This is a genomic window from Terrirubrum flagellatum, from assembly GCF_022059845.1.
Taxonomy (GTDB): domain Bacteria; phylum Pseudomonadota; class Alphaproteobacteria; order Rhizobiales; family Beijerinckiaceae; genus Terrirubrum; species Terrirubrum flagellatum.
Window position 1 is genome coordinate 1335842 of record NZ_CP091851.1, and the last position, 16060, is coordinate 1351901.

The window sequence follows — 16060 nt, forward strand, 5'->3', positions numbered from 1 at the left end:
ACCCCGCAGCGAGAGGACAAGGCTATGAAAATGCGAACTTCCCCAACGCGCCGCCTGATCGCTCTGGCGGGCGCCTGTTCTTTCGGGCTGGCCGCGCTGATCAGCGCCGCCACGTCCGCGCAAGCCGAGAAGCTGAAGCTCGGCAATGAAGGCGTCTTCCCGCCCTTCAGCATGGTCGGCTCCGACGGCGTCCTCAAGGGCGTGGAGCCCGACCTTGCGCGCGAAATGTGCAAGCGCATGAACGTCGAATGCGAAATGGTCGTGATGGACTTCAAGGCGCTGATCCCTTCGCTGCTTCAGGGCAAGTTCGACATCCTGATCTCGCAGTTGCTCCCGACGCCGGAACGTCGGGAGCGGCTCGCGCTCAGCCGGCGCTTGTTCAAGAATCCATCGACGTTCGTCGTTCCCGTCAACAGCCAGTACACCTTCACCAAGGAGGGTTTGCGCGGAAAGGGAATCAAACTTGCTCTGCAGCGCGGCGCGGCCACCATCAAGTGGATTCAGGACCGCTTCGGCGACGCAGTCGAGTACTCGTACTACGACAACCCGGATCAGGAGAAGCTCGATCTGCTGGCGGGTCGCGTCAACATGCTGTTCCAGCTCAAGATCAACGCGACGATCGAGCTGATCATGAAACCCGAGGGTAAGGGGTGGAAACTTGATGGCGGCGAATACGAGATCGGGCAGGATGATATCCCGGAGCCGATGCGCGGCCTCTCCTGGGCGGTGAAAAAGGGTGATGACGAGTTGCTCAAGCGTATGAACGTGGCGCTTGAATCGATCTTCGCGGACTGCACTTTCACCGCCATCCGCAAGAAATATCTCGATATCACGACAGGCCCCGAGGACGCGGCTTGCGTGGCGAAGGGCATGTGAAGCTCAGGTTTCCGCGATGAACTGACTGCAGCGACGCCTTTCTGACGGGCGAGAGCAGGCCATGGACATCTTCTCCGAACAGTTCGGCGGATACGCCTTCCAGATGCTTCGCGGCGCCGCGATCACGCTTCAGCTCTTTGTCGTGGGGTTTCTGCTTGCGCTGCTGTGTGGAACCGTTTTTGGCATCGCCAGCAGCCTTTCCCGCAGTTTCATCATTCAGGGCGTCTATCGGACCTATCTCTCGATCATCACCGGCGTCCCGTCACTGCTGATCATTTTCCTGATCTATTATGGCGGGAGCGCGATGCTGACGAGCCTCTTCGGGAGGTCGCGCGGTTTTGACGTGACGCCATTTGGCGCCGGCGTCGCATCATTGACAATCGTCTACAGCGCCTACATCGCCGAACTGGTGCGCGGCGCCATCCGCAATCTGCCGCGCGGCCAGTTCGAGGCGGCCGCCGCGCTCGCGATCCGGCCTTTCGCCGCATGGCGGCGCGTCATTATTCCACAGCTCGTTCGCCTCGCGCTGCCCGGGCTGGTCAACATCTGGATGATCGTCCTGAAGGACACGCCGCTGGTCGGGCTTGCCGGGCTCAACGAGCTCGTCGGCAACGCGAAGATCGCTGCGGGGGCGACCAAGGAGCCGTTTCTGTTCTTCATTGCGGCGTCCCTGTTCTTTGTCGCATTCAGCGCGCTTACGCTGAGACTGTCGGCCGTTCTCGAAGCGCGCTTTGCCCGGGGCATTGCGGAGGCAAAAGCATGAACGCGCTGCCGATCGACCTGTCGCTCGCCATGGCGAGCCTGCCTGATATGGCGCGCGGCTTGACGATCAATATTTTGCTGACTTTCCTGACCCTCGCGATTGGCCTTTTCACCTCGCTTCTGGTGACGCTGGCGCGCATGTCGAAGAATCGCCTGGTGTCGGGCGTGGCCGCAGCCTATGTGGTGTTCTTTCGCGGCGCGCCGCTGCTCATCCTGCTCTATCTCGTCTATTACGGCTTCGGACAGATCGCCGTAGTGCGGGAAGGTCCGCTGTGGCTGATCTTTGGCAGCGCATTCTCGTGCGCGATCATCGGGCTCGTCCTCAATCACACGGCTTTCATGGTCGAAGTGGTGCGCGGCGCTCTCGAGGCGGTCCCCGCCGGGCTGATCGAAGCCAGTCACGCGTTGGGCATTTCGCCGCGACAGACATTTCTGCGCATTCGCCTCCCGCTCGCCATGCGCTATGGCCTCAAAGCCTACCAGAATGAAGTCGTCATGTTCGCCAAGGGCACCGCCGTCGTCAGCACGATCACCGTCAATGATCTGACGTCTGTCGCAAACGGCATATTCGAAGCGACCTATGATCCATTCACGCCGATCCTGACAGCCGCTGCGCTCTACTGGATATTCGTCAATATTGTGCGCCTCGGATTTCTGAAAATCGACCGCTATCTCAATGATCATCTGATTAGCGAGGAGAAGCGGCGTCATGCGGCCGCCACGCGACCGGTTGCGCGCGCCGCGCCTCGACGCGCGGCTGCATCGACGGGCGCGATGGCGCCGGTTGTAAGGGAGCACGCGGCATGAAGAGGCAGGCGGAACGCCCGATCGCTGTTCATATCTCCGGCGTCGACAAATATTATGGCTCCTTCCAGGCTCTCTCGCAGATCGATCTGGAGGTCAGAAAGGGGGAGAAGATCGTCATTTGCGGCCCGTCAGGGTCCGGAAAGTCCACGCTCATCCGATGTATCAATCGGCTTGAGCCGCATGACGTCGGTCGAATCGTGGTCAATGGGATTGAGGTCACCAGCAGCCGGCTCGCGATCCAGGACGTGCGGCTGGAAGTCGGCATGGTGTTTCAGCAATTCAACCTGTTTCCCCATTTGACCATTCTCGACAATTGCACGCTGGCGCCGCAGCTCACGCGAGGCTTCACGAAAGAGAAAGCGGAGAAGCTGGCGCGATTCTATCTGGAGCGCGTGCATATCAGCGAGCAGGCGTCAAAATATCCAAGTCAGCTATCAGGCGGACAGCAACAGCGGGTCGCGATCGCCCGCGCGCTGTGCATGGAGCCGCCTATCATGCTTTTTGACGAGCCGACGTCCTCGCTGGATCCGGAAATGATCAATGAGGTGCTCCAGGTGATGGAGGAGCTCGCCAATGACGGCACGACCATGATTTGCGTGACCCATGAGATGGGCTTTGCGCGCCGCGTCGCGAATCGCTGCGTGTTCATGGACAAGGGGGAGATCGTCGAGATCGCGTCTGCGAAGGAGTTCTTCGAGTCGCCGCGCAGCGAACGCCTAAGATCTTTTATCGCTCAAATCTTACATTGATGACGCGCCGACGACGGATCGTGCGTCGATACGGCGCTTCGTCTCTCAACGCGAGCGTCAACGCTAACCTGGATCACTCTCTTTCGTCGAGGCAGTGAAGGTTCAGCTTTCGGGGAGCGTTGGCGCTGACGGTCGTGGCTCAGGGCTGCTCGAGCCGCGTCTGCGGCTCGAGCAGCGTCCATGACCACTGATTCAGCAGCTTGCTTTACTGCGCGGCGGCGATCGCTGTATCAAAGGAGATTGGGAGAGTATTTATTCCAGCCGATTGTTGCGTGCCCGATACTTTCGTCAAGGCGACTTGATATCTGCGGAAAGCGGAGAATAGGGTTTTCACCGCTATTGCGGCGCTCAATTGTAATCGAAATCAAGCGCGGCCCGAAATATCTCTCCGAATCGCGCTTTCGGATGTGGTGCGAATGTCTGCTATCGACGAGCGCTCCGCACGACTGCAATTGGCGCAGTATGCCTGCATAGCTACCGACGAGCTTCGCGCATGACAGATTCGGATTTGCTTCGTCGCATCTCGCCGCGAACGCAATCATATCGGCTCGGTTGGCTCACCGAGCGTGTGCATGAGACGGTTTGCCCAACCGAAGATCGCCGCGGAGAGGATGAGGTCTACCATTTCCAGAGTATCAAGACCGACTTGCTCCAGTTTCTTGGTCGCCGCCCCTGTAATTGTCGGCGGCGTATCCGAGAGCTGGGCGGCGAAATCGAAGATTGCTTGCTCGCGTGGCTCGAGTTTCGCGCTACGCTCGTCCGCGAAGATTGCGTCCATCACTTCCGGGCGCTTGGTTAGGTTATTGAATCGCGAGGCGTGAACAGCTGCGCAATAAATACAGCGGTTGACGACGGACGCGCCGACAGCGCCGAGCTCCCGTTCGGCGGAAGTCAGGCCTTGCCTGCCATACATGATCTGATTGAAAAGGGGCGAGCGCACCGCGAGCGATTCCGGATCGTGCGCAAGCGTCAGAACATATGGTGAGACGCCCTTGTTGGATGGCGTCACCTGCATCGCCGCCATCTGCTCTGGCGTGGCCGCAGCGAGATCAACGGGCGTCACATAGGGCGACCAGACCGGGATCTCGGTTGTGAAGGCGTGAACGACGCGGCTCATCGCTTCGCCTCTCCCAGGCCTTGCAGCCCCTTGATGACGCGCACCTGGTAATTCACGAATGCTGCGAGTTCGGCGAGTCGGACAATGTCCGGCTCACCAAGGCCAGCGCGCCTTAATGCTTCAATATCGTTCCGCGTAGCGTCGCGCGGCCGCAGCGTCAGCAGATCCGCATGGGTGACAATTGCCGCAACCCGCGTTTGCTCGCGCAAGGAAACGTCGCTGTCCTGCATTTCGCCGCTGCGACGCATGAGCTCGTCATAGTGTTCTGCGAGCCGCGGCTGAGCGTTCTGCCGCGCCATTCGCGCCGCCAGCGCCGCGCGCAGGCCATGACTGATACCGCCTGGTTTTTTGGGCAGCAGCACCGCGTCATGAGCTGCCTGACTGAGCCTTAGGATCTCAGCGCGAGCCGCCATGGCTTGAGCGAGTGGCGTTCCCGGACGGATGCCGGCCATGTGTTCGATAAGCGTCATGCACCCTCGCCGGCCCCAGGACGGCAGCGCCCCATTATATCGATTAGGCATCAAGAGTGCGTATTCATTCAAAAGTGTGAGGTTGAGCGCCTTTGGTATCACAACTCCATATTTGATCTGCATCAATCTCTCTCTATCATTCGTTGAATGGATAGCCCGCCTCTCGACATCCGGCAGCTCGAAGCCTTCGCGGCAGTGATGTCGGCGGGAAGCATCACAGGGGCGGCACGGCTGCTGGGGCGTTCTCAACCGGCTGTCACCCGCCACATCAAAGAGCTCGAAGCCGACATCGGCTACGAGCTTCTCCATCGTAGTGGCCCCCGCATCAGTCCGACCCAACGCGGCTTACAGTTTCACGCGCAGGTCGAACGTCTGCTGTTCGGGCTCAAGCATATCCGGGCGCGAGCGGAGGCGATCGGCGCAGCTACGCTGCCAGCCTTCGAATTCGCTTGCACGTCGGCGTTGGCGGCCGGGCTGATCCCCGACGCATTGGCGGCAGTCGATCCGGCGCTGTTGCCAGACAAGATCCACATTCAGTCGCTGTCGGCGGAAGGCGTGGTCCAGCAGGTGTTATCCCACGCCGCCGATTTCGGTCTCGCCAGCCTGCCGGTCGAACATCCTGGTCTTGAAGTTCATTGGATAGGTGAGGCGCCCTGTATCGCGGCGCTCGCGCCGAACGATCCCTTTGCGCAGCAAGACGTCGTCTCGCTTCGTGACATTGCAAAACGGCGCGTCATCACGATGGCGAACCCTTATCGCCTGCGCCGGCGTGTCGACGATGCATTTGCAGTCGCCAAGACGGCGCCGGCTCAGATGATCGATGCCAACTCGTCGCTGACCGCTCTGGCGCTTGTGCGCCGCGGCCTCGGAGTGGCGATTGTCGAGCCGGTCATGGCGTGCGCTCTCGAACTGGAAGGCGTCATGCTGCGGCCGCTCGACGTCGAAATTCCTTTTCTGTTCGGCGCGATCTCTCCAGCTGCGCACCCTCTGCCGCCGGGCGTCGCTGCGCTCAATGAGGCTGTGTTGAAGGCCGCGGCGCTTATTCCGGGCTTCCGGCTCCACGACCTCGCTAGCGCAGATCTCCTGTCTGATCTGGTCTATGGGCCCAAAGATCACGAAAACGCGCTTCGATGAGCGACGCCTGCAACCCGCCGTCCGGGCTCGACGCCCTGGAGAAGCGGTTGGCGCAGGATCTCTCATGGCTGGAGTTGCCGGCGAAGTCGTGGGTCCCGCCAATCGAGATTGACGGACAGCGCGTGCGCGACGTCGTCATCATAGGGGCTGGCATGGCCGGGCTCGTCGCCTCGGGCATGCTGAAGCGCCTCGGCGTCGACAATCATGTGTTGTTCGACCGCGCGTCGGCCGGACACGAGGGCCCGTGGGTCACCACTGCGCGGATGCGAACCCTGCGCTCGCCCAAGCAGCTTACCGGACCTGCAATGGGTCTGCCCGCTTTGACTTTTCGCGCCTACTACGAGGCGCGTTTCGGCCGCGAGGCTTGGGACGTTCTTGATCGCGCGCCGCGCCCGCTATGGATGGACTATCTCATCTGGTATCGAAAGGTGCTGGAGCTTCCCGTCGAGAACGGAGTCGAGGTCAAATCAATAGAGCCGCGGTCGGACGGTCTGCTGGCGTTGCGCATCGCGAGCCAAGAAGCCGACAGCATGGTTTATGCGCGTCACGTCGTTCTTGCTACCGGGCGCGACGGACTTGGCGGGCCTTATGTGCCTCCGATCGCGCAAACGATCGACTGGCGCTTTTGGGCCCATACCGCCGACGCCATTGATTTCGGTGCGCTGCGCGGAAAGCGGGTCGCTATCATCGGCGCAGGCGCTTCTTCGATGGACAATGCCGCTGTTGCTCTCGAGGCTGGCTGTGCGCGGCTCGATCTCTTCATTCGCCGCGCGGACATCCCGCGCATCAATAAGTTCACGGGCATCGGCAGCCAAGGCGTCGTCCACGGCTTCGCCGGCCTGCCGGACGAATGGAAATGGCGCTTCCTCGACCATACCCTCCGCGCACAGACCCCGCCGCCTCGCCCGAGCACATTGCGAGTCTCGCAACACGCCAACGCGTATTTCCATCTCGGCAGCCCGCTCCTCGCTCTCGTGAAGAACGACAATCACGTCGTCATCACAACCCCGAAGGGCCGCTACAAAACCGACTTCATTATCTTCGGCACCGGTTTTCAGGTTGATCTTGGATCCCGGCCCGAGTTGGCCGCTTTCGCGCCACAGATTCGGCTCTGGCGAGATCGCTTCCAAGCGCCGGCGAGCATGGCCAATTCCGAATTGGAAAGCTCGCCTGATCTCGGGCCGAGTTTCGAGTTCCAGGAAAAGACGCCCGGCGCTTGCCCCGCGCTTCGCCAAATTCATTGTTTTAACTTTCCTGCCACGCTGAGCCACGGCAAGCTCTCAGGCGATATTCCCGCGATTAGTGAAGGCGCCGACCGCCTCGCGCGCGGAATCGTCCGTAGCCTCTTCGTCGCCGATCGCGAAAAGCATTTTGCTGCCCTGCAAGCCTTTGAGACGCCGGAATTGCTTGGCGACGAGTGGACAGACGCTGACGCCGCGTAACGACTTACCGCCGAGGGGACACCAACCAGAAATGCTTGAGCTCAGAAACTTAAAGCTGTCCTACGGAAGCACGAACGTCCTGAACGGCGTCAATCTCTCGGTCCGTCGTGGCGACGTTGTCTCGATCATCGGCCCCAGCGGCACCGGCAAGACCACGTTGCTGAAATGCATCAATTATCTGGTCAAGCCATCATCGGGAGCTATCACGTTCGATCAGATCCAGATGGATTATCAGCGCCCTGACAAGCCTGTTGTGCAGGCGATCCGGCGTCGAACGGCTATGGTCTTTCAGCAGTTTAATGTCTTCAAGAACATGACCGTGATTCAGAATGTGATGGATCCGCTCATGGTGGTTCAGCAAAAAGCTGAGCAGGAGGCGCGTGAAATCGCGCTGCGAGAGCTGGAGCGTGTGGGGCTCTCAGACAAGCTCAACAGTTATCCCTCCCAACTTTCAGGGGGGCAGCTCCAGAGAACAGGCATCGCGCGAGCGTTGGCAGTTCGACCGGATGTGATGCTGTTCGATGAACCTACGTCGTCGCTTGATCCTGAACTCGTCAGCGAGGTTCTGAAAGTTATTCGGGACGTCACCTCGTCGGGAATCACTTCGCTTCTGGTGACTCACGAGATGCAATTCGCAAAGAGCATCTCGAACCGGATCGTCTTTATGGATCGTGGCGTCGTCGCAGCTGACGGCAGCCCGACTGAGATATTCGAGACGACCTCCAACCCGCGCCTCGTCCAATTCCTTCGTTCCGAACGCGCAGTTCATTGAAAAAGGGAGCACTGACTATGTCTGCAATGAATTCAATTTCGCGCCGTCGGCTTAGCTTGAGCCTTTGCGGCGGAGCCGCAATTGCTCTTGCGAGCGTAACCGGAACCTATGGACAGGCGCCCGGCGGAGTGCGTGTCGCCAAAATCGCGACGTCGGCTGAATCCAAGCCTCTGGCGTGGGGCGCGATCGGCGTTGAACCACAGGGCTATGAACCTGATTTGCTGCGAGCCATCAATGCGAAGCTTCCTCAGTATAAATTCGAAATGGAGGGCGTTGCCGATATCGCGCAGGAAACGGGGCTTGCAACGGGCAAGTACGACATGGCGTGCGGTGGATACTACAGGTCTGATGCGCGCGCGAAGCAGTTCCTCATTCCGGAGAATCCAATGGGGGCGAGCTTGATGAAAATCTATAGCCGCAAGGATAGCGGCATCGCTGGAATGAAGGACTTGGTCGGCAAGCGGATTGTGCCTCTTACGGCCGGAGGCGGGACATACAGGTTTGTCATGAGCTGGATGCAGGAAAATCCCGGATTCAAACTCGACATCACGGCGTCAAGCGCCGGCATCCCCTATCCCGATCGCTTGAAAGAGGTTCAGAACAGCAAATTCGATGCGCTGATCCTGCCGTCGAACCTTGGCGAGCAGACCGTCATCGAAGAGCAGAAGCTCGACATCAAGGCGTCTGAGCCCGTCTATAGCGCCAACACCTATATGTTGATCCATCGCGCGGAGAAGAACACGCAGCTCGCCGCCGACGTCAACAGAGTCCTCAAGGAACTGAAAGAGGATGGCACGATGGACAAGCTCTCGCAGAAGTGGTTCGGCGAGGAAATTGTCAAATACATCAAATAGGCGTTCTTCTCGATGCCGATGATTCCATAGCCAACGATATGGCCGCGATTTCGACAAGGGATGTTTCGACGTGGATATTCCTGCAATGATTCCCGAGCTGATGTCGGCGCTCCCGCTGACGCTCGCGATCACATTTACGGCTCTCATCGTTGGCTTCTGTCTGGCGCTTATTGCGGCCACACTCCGGATTCGTAGGCTACCGGTGATCAGTATCTTTGCTGATCTCTATGTCTCCTACGCCCGGAGTGTTCCTGTCGTTCTTCAGTTGTTCGTCGCGTTTTATGGACTTCCGTTACTGGTGGCCTTGCTAGGAGCGCCCGACTTCTTTTCTCCGACGGTCGCTGCGATGGTCGGGCTCAGCCTCTATCACGGCGGATATCTGTCAGAAGTGATAAGGCCCGCCTATCTCGCGGTCGATCGTGGTCAACATGATGCGGCTGATAGTCTGGGATACACATTTCGCCAGAAGATGACTCGAATTGTTGGTCCACAAGCGGTGCATATCGCATTGCCAGGCTACGGAAATTCGTTGATCTATCTGACTCACAACGTTGCGCTGGTCATGTACATCGGGGCGGCGGACGTGATGGCGACGGCCCATTTGATCATGGAGCGTTCCTATAACCAATATCAATTCGAAACCTACCTCGTGCTGGCGGTCATCTATTCGCTGATGTGCCTGGTCGCGTGGCTTATCGTGCGGTTATTTGAGCTCCGCTCGCCCATGTACGCGCCACAGGCTAAGCAACTGAAGCAAGTGGCCATGCCAAGCGTTTGAGATAGGGAAGACCGTCATGATGTTTGATTTTGAGATTCTGGTCCAAGACGCGCAGGAAATCCTGGGCGCCGTTCCGTTCACGCTTCTCATGGCGTTTATGATTTTTATTTTCTCGGCGATTCTGGGCAGCCTGTTTGCGCTTGTCGAACATCAGCGAGTACCCGTGCTGCGAGAATTTGTTTTCGCCTACAAGGTCGCCTTCAAGGGCATTCCCATGGTGATCGTGATCTTCCTCTCCTACTACGGCCTGCCTCCGGTCATCCAATTCCTGGCCTCACTGATCGGTGTGAAGTTCAATGGTCATGCGACGCCGAACTGGGTAATCTTGGTGATTGCGGTGACAGCCTGCATTGCCGCGTTCCAAGCGGAGGTTGTCAAAGGCGCTCTGAACTCGTTTGATACTGGTCAGGCAGATGCGGCCCGCTCTTTGGGCTATACGAGCGGCCAGCTATTTCGGAGAGTTCTTTTCCCGCAGGTTGTGATCGCGGCCATCCCGGATCTGACCAATTCTATCATGGTCATTATGAAGGCCCTCTCGCTGGGCTTTGCAATTGAGGTTGTTGACATCTTCGCGCAGTCGCAACTGACTGCGGCTCTCAATTTTTACTATCTCGAAGCATTTGTCATCGCGGTCGTGATTTACATGGTGATCGCTTACGCCGTCACACAAGCGGCGGATCGAATGGAACGCGCCCTTAGAGTGTGGATCTAGTCGTGGCGTGGTGCTGGTAGGTAGGCGGAACCCGGGCGACCCATAGCGGTTCGACGCTGCTGGAATTCGCGATGTGTCGTCAAAGATCGAGAGTGAAGCCTGCGGTTGTGGGACGAGTGGTCACTCGCCGGCTCCTGTCGTCATCCCCAAAATGGAGGCTGAGCGCGTGCGTGTGAGCATCCTCGGAGCCGGCGCAGTGGCCTGCGGCGCGGCGGCGCATCTATCAGTTGCAGGACATGATCCGATGCTCTGGTCACCATCAGGGCGAAGCGCCCAAGTTTTCGCCGCCGGCGCGGCGCTACGAGCAACGGGAGCAATCGAAGCAACGTGCGATCTACGGGTCGCGCATAGCGTCCAAGCTGCCGTGGGCGATGCCGATGTTGTGATGCTGGCGATGCCAGGTTATGCGCACAAGCTGGCTTTCGACGCTATCGCTCCGCATCTCCAGGATGGGCAATCGGTAATTATCAGCTCGCACGCCTCGTTCGGCGCACTCTATTTATCGCGTTTGCTGGCTGAGCGTCGGCTCCGTTTGCCGATCGTTGCTTGGAGCACAACTCTTACAACTGGCCGCAAGACCTCGCCTCAAGAGGTCACCGTGAATTCGTTGCGGTCCAAGATTGATCTCGCAAGCGTGCCCAAAAGCGCCTCTACCGAATCGGTGGCGCTGTGCACGTCGCTCTTTGGCGAGCGCTTTCTGCCGCGCGAAAGTCTTCTTGCGATCGCGCTCAGCAACCTCAACCCGCAGAACCATCTCGCGATTGCCTTGTTCAATCTGACGCGGATGGAGCGAGGAGAGAGATGGGGCCAAGCAGAAAATGTAACTCCGGCAGTCGGCCGCATGATGGAAGCGCTGGATGATGAGCGGCTGGCGATAGCAGAGGCCTTCAATGTGTCGGTCAGGACAATCCGCGAGCATTACGCCTATTCCTATCAGCTGCCGATTGGCAGCATCGCAGAAATGAATGCGGAACTGCACAGGCGTGGGCGAGGTGGATTTGGCCCCACGACGCTCGATAGTCGCTATGTGATCGAAGATGCTCCCTATGGCTTGCTGCCTACCGTGCTACTTGGTCGCCTCGTTGGGCATCCAGCCTCGTTGCACGAGGCCGGCCTCTCGCTTCTTTCCGCCGCCTATGGGCGAGATTTTGCCAATGACAACAACTTGTTGCCTGCGCTCGATCTCAACGAAATGAGCCGCGCGGAGCTGGAAAGGCGAGCAAGAGATGGATTCTAACTCCCTCGGCTCACCGACGTGAGATCGCTCGGCCTGCTTGCGTCCGATCTTCTCGCCGCCCACTGCATCTCAAGCTCGGACAGCGATCTCAAGCTGATGGCGGCGCGCGGCGCGACGGTGCTGAACTGTCCGCGCGTGTTCGCTCGCGCCGGCGTGACCGCCGCATTCGGGCGCTTCGCCGACCATGGCGTGAAAACCGTGGTGGGGACCGACGGCTACAACATGGATTTCCTCGGAGAGTTGAACGCCGCGTCGATCATCTCCAAGATTTCGTCGGGACGGGCCGATGCGGCGAACGCGCCCGAACTGATCGAGTCTGTCACCGCGACGGCTGCAAGCGTTATCAAACGCCCCGATCTCGGCGTCATCGCTCCGGGCGCGACCGCCGACCTGACCGTCGTCGATCTCTCCCATCCGCATCTGCAACCCTTGTTCGATCCCAGGCGCGGCCTGATCGCGCTCGCGAACCGCGCGAATATCGATCAGGTGATCGTCGACGGGCGTCTGCTGATTGATCGCGGCCAATATGTTGAAGGAGATGAGACCGCGATCGGCTCGGCCGCGGCGGCTGTGATCGGCAAGATCTGGGATCTGCCGGAAGCGCAGGCGGCCTTCAATGGTTGAGGGCGGCGTTGCGCGCCGCGCATGCGCGGATCGAGCGTGACGTCTTGCGTGGCGCGGCCGCGCCATAGGATGCTGCGCGGCGCATCCGGAGATCAGACGTGACCGCTCTGCCGCAGGCCGACATCGTGCTCCTCAATGGCCCAGTCTATCTCGGGCTGAAGGAGGGCTATGCGAGCGCCGCCGCGCTTTGGGCCGGGCGCGTGCTGGCCACGGGCGCGCCTTCCGACATGGAGCCGCTCATTGGTCCGACGACGAAAGTCGTCGATCTTAACGGGCGCCTCGCGACGCCAGGCTTTTACGAGGCGCACCTGCACCTCCTGCCGCTCGGGCTCACAATGAGCGAGCTGGACGTCAGGCCGCGCTTCATCCGCACGCTCGACGACATGTTGAAGCTGATCGCCAGACGGGCCCGCGAAATCAAGCCCGGAGAGTGGATTCTGGCGCGCGGCTACGACCATTTCGAGCTTGATGTGAAGCGTCATCCGCATCGCACCGAGCTCGATGCGGCGGCTCCCAATAATCCCGTCTATGTCGTGCGGGCCTGCGGCCATCTGGCGGTGGCGAATTCATTCGCTCTCAAGCTCGCTGGCGTCGACGAGCGTACGCCCGTTCCGGCCGGCGGAGCCATTGAGCAGGTCAATGGATCGTTGACCGGTCTCATGGCGGAGAATGGGCGCGACTCGCTTCAGAAAGTGATCCCGGACCCGACAGACGAGGAGCTTGTTGCGGCGATCGAACGGGCCGGGCGCTATTGCAACAGCTTCGGCGTGACGAGCGTGATGGATGCTGCGGTCGGCATTCGTTCGCAGATGCGCGAAGTAAAGGCCTACCGCACGGCGCGGCGCACGCAGCGGCTGCCGGTTCGCACCAATATGTGCCTTCTTGGCGGCCACAAAGGCATTGTCGCGGAGTGCTTCGCTGAAGGTCTCGTGACCGGCGAAGGCGACGACTGGCTGAGCGTCGGGCCGGTCAAGATATTCACCGATGGTTCGGCCGGCGGCCGCACCGCGGCGATGAGCGCGCCCTATCTCGGAGAGCCCGAGACAAACGGCATCTTCTGTCTGACCGACGCGGAGATGGATGCGCTCACGCGCGACTATCACGACAAGGGTTATCAGCTGGCGGTGCACGCAATTGGCGATGCTGCGATCGAGCAGACGTTGAACGCAATGGAGAGCGCGCTCGCGGCGTCGCCTGATCCGGAGCGCCGCCATCGGATCGAGCATTGCGGTTTCAATTCCGCGGAGCAGATTGCGCGCATGGTCCGCCTTGGAATCGAGCCGACGCCGCAACCCGTCTTCATCTATGATTTTGGCGATCTCTATCGCTCGGTTCTTGGCGATGAGCGGCCGGCGGCAAGCTATCCCATGCGCGACTGGATTGCCGCCGGCTTGAAGCCTGCCGCGTCGTCCGACGCGCCAGTGTGCGACGTCAACATCTTTCCGAACCTTTATACGATGCTCACGCGCAAAACTTCCCGCGGGGTGGTGATTGGCAGGGAGCAGGCGCTGAACATTCACGAGGCGATCGCCGCCTATACCGATTTCGGCGCCTTTGTGAACAAAGCCGAGAGAACGCGCGGCCGGCTTCTGCCGGGGATGCTCGCTGACGTCGCCGTGTTTTCGCGCGATTTGACCACGGCGACCCCGGAACACATCTTGCATGAGACGCGCGTTGATCTGACCATACTCGATGGAAAGATCGTTCACGATGCGACCGGGGAAGCGAGTTGAGTAGCGCGCGGCAGGCGGGGAGCTTTCGAGAAGAAGCGCGGCGAAGCTGCAGCGCCGCGACGCGTGCGCAGGCAATAGGCGCGGCGAGCCGCCTCAGACCCGCTCACGCGGCGTCATGCTGAACCATATCGCCTATCGGTTGGCGCTCGCCGCGCCGGTCCTCTTCGGCGTTCTGCTTTTCGGCTTTCTGCTTCTGCAACTGACTCCGGCCGACCCGGCGGCGATCATTGCAGGCCCGACCGCAAGCCAGGAGTTGGTGGCTCAGATTCGTAGGGACATGGGCCTCGATCGCCCTGTCATCGTGCAATTCGCGCTTTATCTCGTCCGCGTGCTGCAGGGCGATCTCGGCGTGTCGCTCATCTCGAACAGCCGCGTCACGAGCGAGTTGGGCGACGCCATCGGGCCCACAGTGGAACTGATGTTCGCTTGTCTCGTCTGGGCGATTCCGGCCGGCGTCGCTCTTGGCGCGTTTGCAGCGGTCTATCGCGGACGCCTGATCGATCGGCTCGTCATCGCGGTGTCCGTCGCTGGCGTGTCGACGCCGGTGTTTTTCATCGGGCTGATCCTGATGCAATATGTCGGCTATCAGTGGGACCTACTGCCGTTCATTGGCCGGGGCGGGCCGCTCTGGACGTTCGACGGCCTTTCCCACATCACTCTGCCCGCGATGACGTTGGGCCTCACCTTCGTCGGACCGATTTCGCGCATGACGCGTACGGCGGCGCTCGAAGTGATGAACGCCGACCATGTGCGCACGGCTCGCGCCAAGGGGCTGCGCGAGCGCACTGTGGTCATCAAGCATGTGCTGCGCAACGCGCTGATCCCGGTCGTCACCCTGATCGGCCTGCAAGCGGGGTATCTACTGGGCGGCGCCGTGGTGACTGAAACCATCTATTCCTGGCCTGGCATCGGCCGGCTCGCCGTCGGCGCCATTCTCGCGAGCGATTTTCCCCTGGCGCAGGGCGCGATTCTGACGCTCGCGATCGCTTTCGTCAGCATCAATCTCGTTGTCGACATGCTCTACGCTGCGCTCGATCCTCGGGTGCAGACGCATGGCTGATGTCAGCGCCTCAATGAATGATGCGCCGCCGCGCCGCGTTGGAGCAGCGTCGCTGGTGCGCCGCATCTTGCGCGACAGGCTCGCTGCGTTGGCGCTGCTGATTCTTGTGATCATCGTCATCGGCGCCCTGTTCGCGCCATGGCTTGCGCCATTCGATCCCTATGAGACCACTCGCCGTCCGTTCCTGCCTCCCTTCTGGAGCGATGGCCACGTCCCTCGCCACAAGCTCGGCACCGACGCACAAGGCCGCGACATGCTCTCACGCTTGCTCTATGGCGCGCGTCTGACGCTCGTGATGGGGCTCGCATCGGTGCTGCTCGGCGGCGTGCTTGGCGCCCTGTTCGGCATGCTCTCCGCCTTCTATCGCCGCATCGATCCCTATGTGATGCGCTTCGCCGATATTCTGCTTTCTTTTCCAGCGATCCTGCTGGGCCTTGCGCTGGCTGCGGTTGTCGGTCCGGGCCTCACCGCGATTGTCATCGCGCTTTCGATCGCAACTATTCCCGATGTCGCGCGAGTCACGCGTGGAGCCGCCGTTGTCGTGATGGCGCAGGACTATATAGAGGCCGGCCGCGCGCTTGGCCTGCCCGACCGCACGCTGATCTGGCGCTATCTCGGCCTCAACTGCATCTCTTCGGTGTTTGTGTTTCTCACGCTGCGCTTTGGGCAGGTGATCCTGATTGGCGCTGCGCTGTCCTTCCTCGGCCTTGGAGTGCGGACGCCGGAGGCTGAACTCGGCATGATGGCTTCGCTGGGCCGCGACTCCTTGTTCTTCGCGCCGCATATTTCGCTGCTGCCGAGTCTCGGCATCGTTCTGATTGTGCTCTGCGTCAACATTCTGGGCGATGCGCTGCGCGACGTGCTCGATCCGCGTCTGCGCAACACCTAGGCTAAGGCCTTCCTGAATTTGGCTTCATGAGTGGAGGAGAGATC

Annotated in this window: 16 protein-coding genes and 1 pseudogene; 15 read left to right on the forward strand and 2 right to left on the reverse strand. The window is 60.3% G+C overall.

What is annotated here, in order from left to right:
* The first annotated feature begins 30 nt into the window (after positions 1-30).
* The 4 genes from L8F45_RS06530 to L8F45_RS06545 all read left to right on the forward strand — a co-directional run bounded on the left by L8F45_RS06530 (position 31) and on the right by L8F45_RS06545 (position 3194).
* Entirely contained in the window at positions 31-876 is an 846-nt protein-coding gene (locus tag L8F45_RS06530; RefSeq protein WP_342362075.1) for a transporter substrate-binding domain-containing protein, read from the forward strand.
* A 61-nt stretch (positions 877-937) separates the two neighbouring features.
* Entirely contained in the window at positions 938-1639 is a 702-nt protein-coding gene (locus L8F45_RS06535; RefSeq protein WP_342362076.1) for an ABC transporter permease subunit, read from the forward strand.
* Positions 1636-2445: an ABC transporter permease gene (locus tag L8F45_RS06540; protein ID WP_342362077.1), complete on the forward strand. Its 810-nt coding sequence runs from the start codon at positions 1636-1638 to the stop codon at positions 2443-2445. The genes L8F45_RS06535 and L8F45_RS06540 overlap by 4 nt, the downstream gene beginning before the upstream one ends.
* Positions 2442-3194 (forward strand): amino acid ABC transporter ATP-binding protein, encoded by a 753-nt coding sequence (locus tag L8F45_RS06545; protein WP_342362078.1) that lies wholly within the window; start codon positions 2442-2444, stop codon positions 3192-3194. The genes L8F45_RS06540 and L8F45_RS06545 overlap by 4 nt, the downstream gene beginning before the upstream one ends.
* Before the next feature lie 538 nt (positions 3195-3732).
* On the opposite strand, the gene L8F45_RS06550 is transcribed toward L8F45_RS06545, so the two are convergent.
* Together L8F45_RS06550 and L8F45_RS06555 are read right to left on the reverse strand one after the other, a co-directional pair.
* Positions 3733-4311 (reverse strand): peroxidase-related enzyme, encoded by a 579-nt coding sequence (locus tag L8F45_RS06550; RefSeq protein WP_342362079.1) that lies wholly within the window; start codon positions 4309-4311, stop codon positions 3733-3735.
* Positions 4308-4781 carry a CMD domain-containing protein gene (locus L8F45_RS06555; RefSeq protein ID WP_342363379.1) on the reverse strand — a complete coding sequence of 158 codons (474 nt, stop codon included), beginning with the start codon at positions 4779-4781 and terminating at the stop codon, positions 4308-4310. The genes L8F45_RS06550 and L8F45_RS06555 overlap by 4 nt, the downstream gene beginning before the upstream one ends.
* A 147-nt stretch (positions 4782-4928) precedes the next feature.
* Between L8F45_RS06555 and L8F45_RS06560 the strand changes: the two genes are divergently transcribed.
* The 11 genes and pseudogenes from L8F45_RS06560 (at position 4929) to L8F45_RS06610 (ending at position 16016) form a co-directional block, all read left to right on the forward strand.
* Positions 4929-5915: a LysR family transcriptional regulator gene (locus L8F45_RS06560; protein ID WP_425329989.1), complete on the forward strand. Its 987-nt coding sequence runs from the start codon at positions 4929-4931 to the stop codon at positions 5913-5915.
* The gene (locus L8F45_RS06565; protein WP_342362081.1) at positions 5912-7357 is read left to right on the forward strand and encodes an NAD(P)-binding domain-containing protein; all 1446 of its coding nucleotides are present in this window, start codon (positions 5912-5914) and stop codon (positions 7355-7357) included. Before L8F45_RS06560 ends, L8F45_RS06565 begins: the two co-directional genes overlap by 4 nt.
* A 31-nt stretch (positions 7358-7388) precedes the next feature.
* Positions 7389-8129, forward strand: coding sequence for an amino acid ABC transporter ATP-binding protein (locus L8F45_RS06570; RefSeq protein ID WP_342362082.1), 741 nt, complete (start codon positions 7389-7391; stop codon positions 8127-8129).
* A 17-nt stretch (positions 8130-8146) separates the two neighbouring features.
* Entirely contained in the window at positions 8147-8983 is an 837-nt protein-coding gene (locus tag L8F45_RS06575; RefSeq protein WP_342363380.1) for a transporter substrate-binding domain-containing protein, read from the forward strand.
* A 70-nt stretch (positions 8984-9053) separates the two neighbouring features.
* A complete protein-coding gene (locus tag L8F45_RS06580; RefSeq protein WP_342362083.1) occupies positions 9054-9761 on the forward strand; it encodes an amino acid ABC transporter permease in 708 nt (235 codons plus the stop codon).
* Positions 9762-9780: 19 nt separating this feature from the next.
* A complete protein-coding gene (locus L8F45_RS06585) occupies positions 9781-10473 on the forward strand; it encodes an amino acid ABC transporter permease (RefSeq protein WP_342363381.1) in 693 nt (230 codons plus the stop codon).
* Positions 10474-10639: 166 nt separating this feature from the next.
* A complete protein-coding gene (locus tag L8F45_RS06590; protein ID WP_342362084.1) occupies positions 10640-11710 on the forward strand; it encodes an NAD/NADP octopine/nopaline dehydrogenase family protein in 1071 nt (356 codons plus the stop codon).
* 27 nt (positions 11711-11737) lie between these two features.
* A pseudogene (locus L8F45_RS06595) lies at positions 11738-12334 on the forward strand (amidohydrolase family protein); the annotation flags it as partial.
* Between the two features lie 98 nt (positions 12335-12432).
* Positions 12433-14067 (forward strand): amidohydrolase, encoded by a 1635-nt coding sequence (locus L8F45_RS06600; protein WP_342362085.1) that lies wholly within the window; start codon positions 12433-12435, stop codon positions 14065-14067.
* A 115-nt stretch (positions 14068-14182) separates the two neighbouring features.
* A complete protein-coding gene (locus tag L8F45_RS06605) occupies positions 14183-15127 on the forward strand; it encodes an ABC transporter permease (RefSeq protein ID WP_342362086.1) in 945 nt (314 codons plus the stop codon).
* Entirely contained in the window at positions 15120-16016 is an 897-nt protein-coding gene (locus L8F45_RS06610; protein ID WP_342362087.1) for an ABC transporter permease, read from the forward strand. Before L8F45_RS06605 ends, L8F45_RS06610 begins: the two co-directional genes overlap by 8 nt.
* Positions 16017-16060: the final 44 nt, after the last annotated feature.

Excerpts from the sequence above, each read along its gene's own strand:
- L8F45_RS06530 (WP_342362075.1), top strand. The coding sequence starts at position 31 with ATGCGAACTTCCCCAACGCGCCGCCTGATCGCTCTGGCGGGCGCCTGT.
- L8F45_RS06535 (WP_342362076.1), top strand. The coding sequence starts at position 938 with ATGGACATCTTCTCCGAACAGTTCGGCGGATACGCCTTCCAGATGCTT.
- L8F45_RS06540 (WP_342362077.1), top strand. The coding sequence starts at position 1,636 with ATGAACGCGCTGCCGATCGACCTGTCGCTCGCCATGGCGAGCCTGCCT.
- L8F45_RS06545 (WP_342362078.1), top strand. The coding sequence starts at position 2,442 with ATGAAGAGGCAGGCGGAACGCCCGATCGCTGTTCATATCTCCGGCGTC.
- L8F45_RS06550 (WP_342362079.1), bottom strand. The coding sequence starts at position 4,311 with ATGAGCCGCGTCGTTCACGCCTTCACAACCGAGATCCCGGTCTGGTCG.
- L8F45_RS06555 (WP_342363379.1), bottom strand. The coding sequence starts at position 4,781 with ATGACGCTTATCGAACACATGGCCGGCATCCGTCCGGGAACGCCACTC.
- L8F45_RS06560 (WP_425329989.1), top strand. The coding sequence starts at position 4,929 with ATGGATAGCCCGCCTCTCGACATCCGGCAGCTCGAAGCCTTCGCGGCA.
- L8F45_RS06565 (WP_342362081.1), top strand. The coding sequence starts at position 5,912 with ATGAGCGACGCCTGCAACCCGCCGTCCGGGCTCGACGCCCTGGAGAAG.
- L8F45_RS06570 (WP_342362082.1), top strand. The coding sequence starts at position 7,389 with ATGCTTGAGCTCAGAAACTTAAAGCTGTCCTACGGAAGCACGAACGTC.
- L8F45_RS06575 (WP_342363380.1), top strand. The coding sequence starts at position 8,147 with ATGTCTGCAATGAATTCAATTTCGCGCCGTCGGCTTAGCTTGAGCCTT.
- L8F45_RS06585 (WP_342363381.1), top strand. The coding sequence starts at position 9,781 with ATGTTTGATTTTGAGATTCTGGTCCAAGACGCGCAGGAAATCCTGGGC.
- L8F45_RS06605 (WP_342362086.1), top strand. The coding sequence starts at position 14,183 with ATGCTGAACCATATCGCCTATCGGTTGGCGCTCGCCGCGCCGGTCCTC.
- L8F45_RS06610 (WP_342362087.1), top strand. The coding sequence starts at position 15,120 with ATGGCTGATGTCAGCGCCTCAATGAATGATGCGCCGCCGCGCCGCGTT.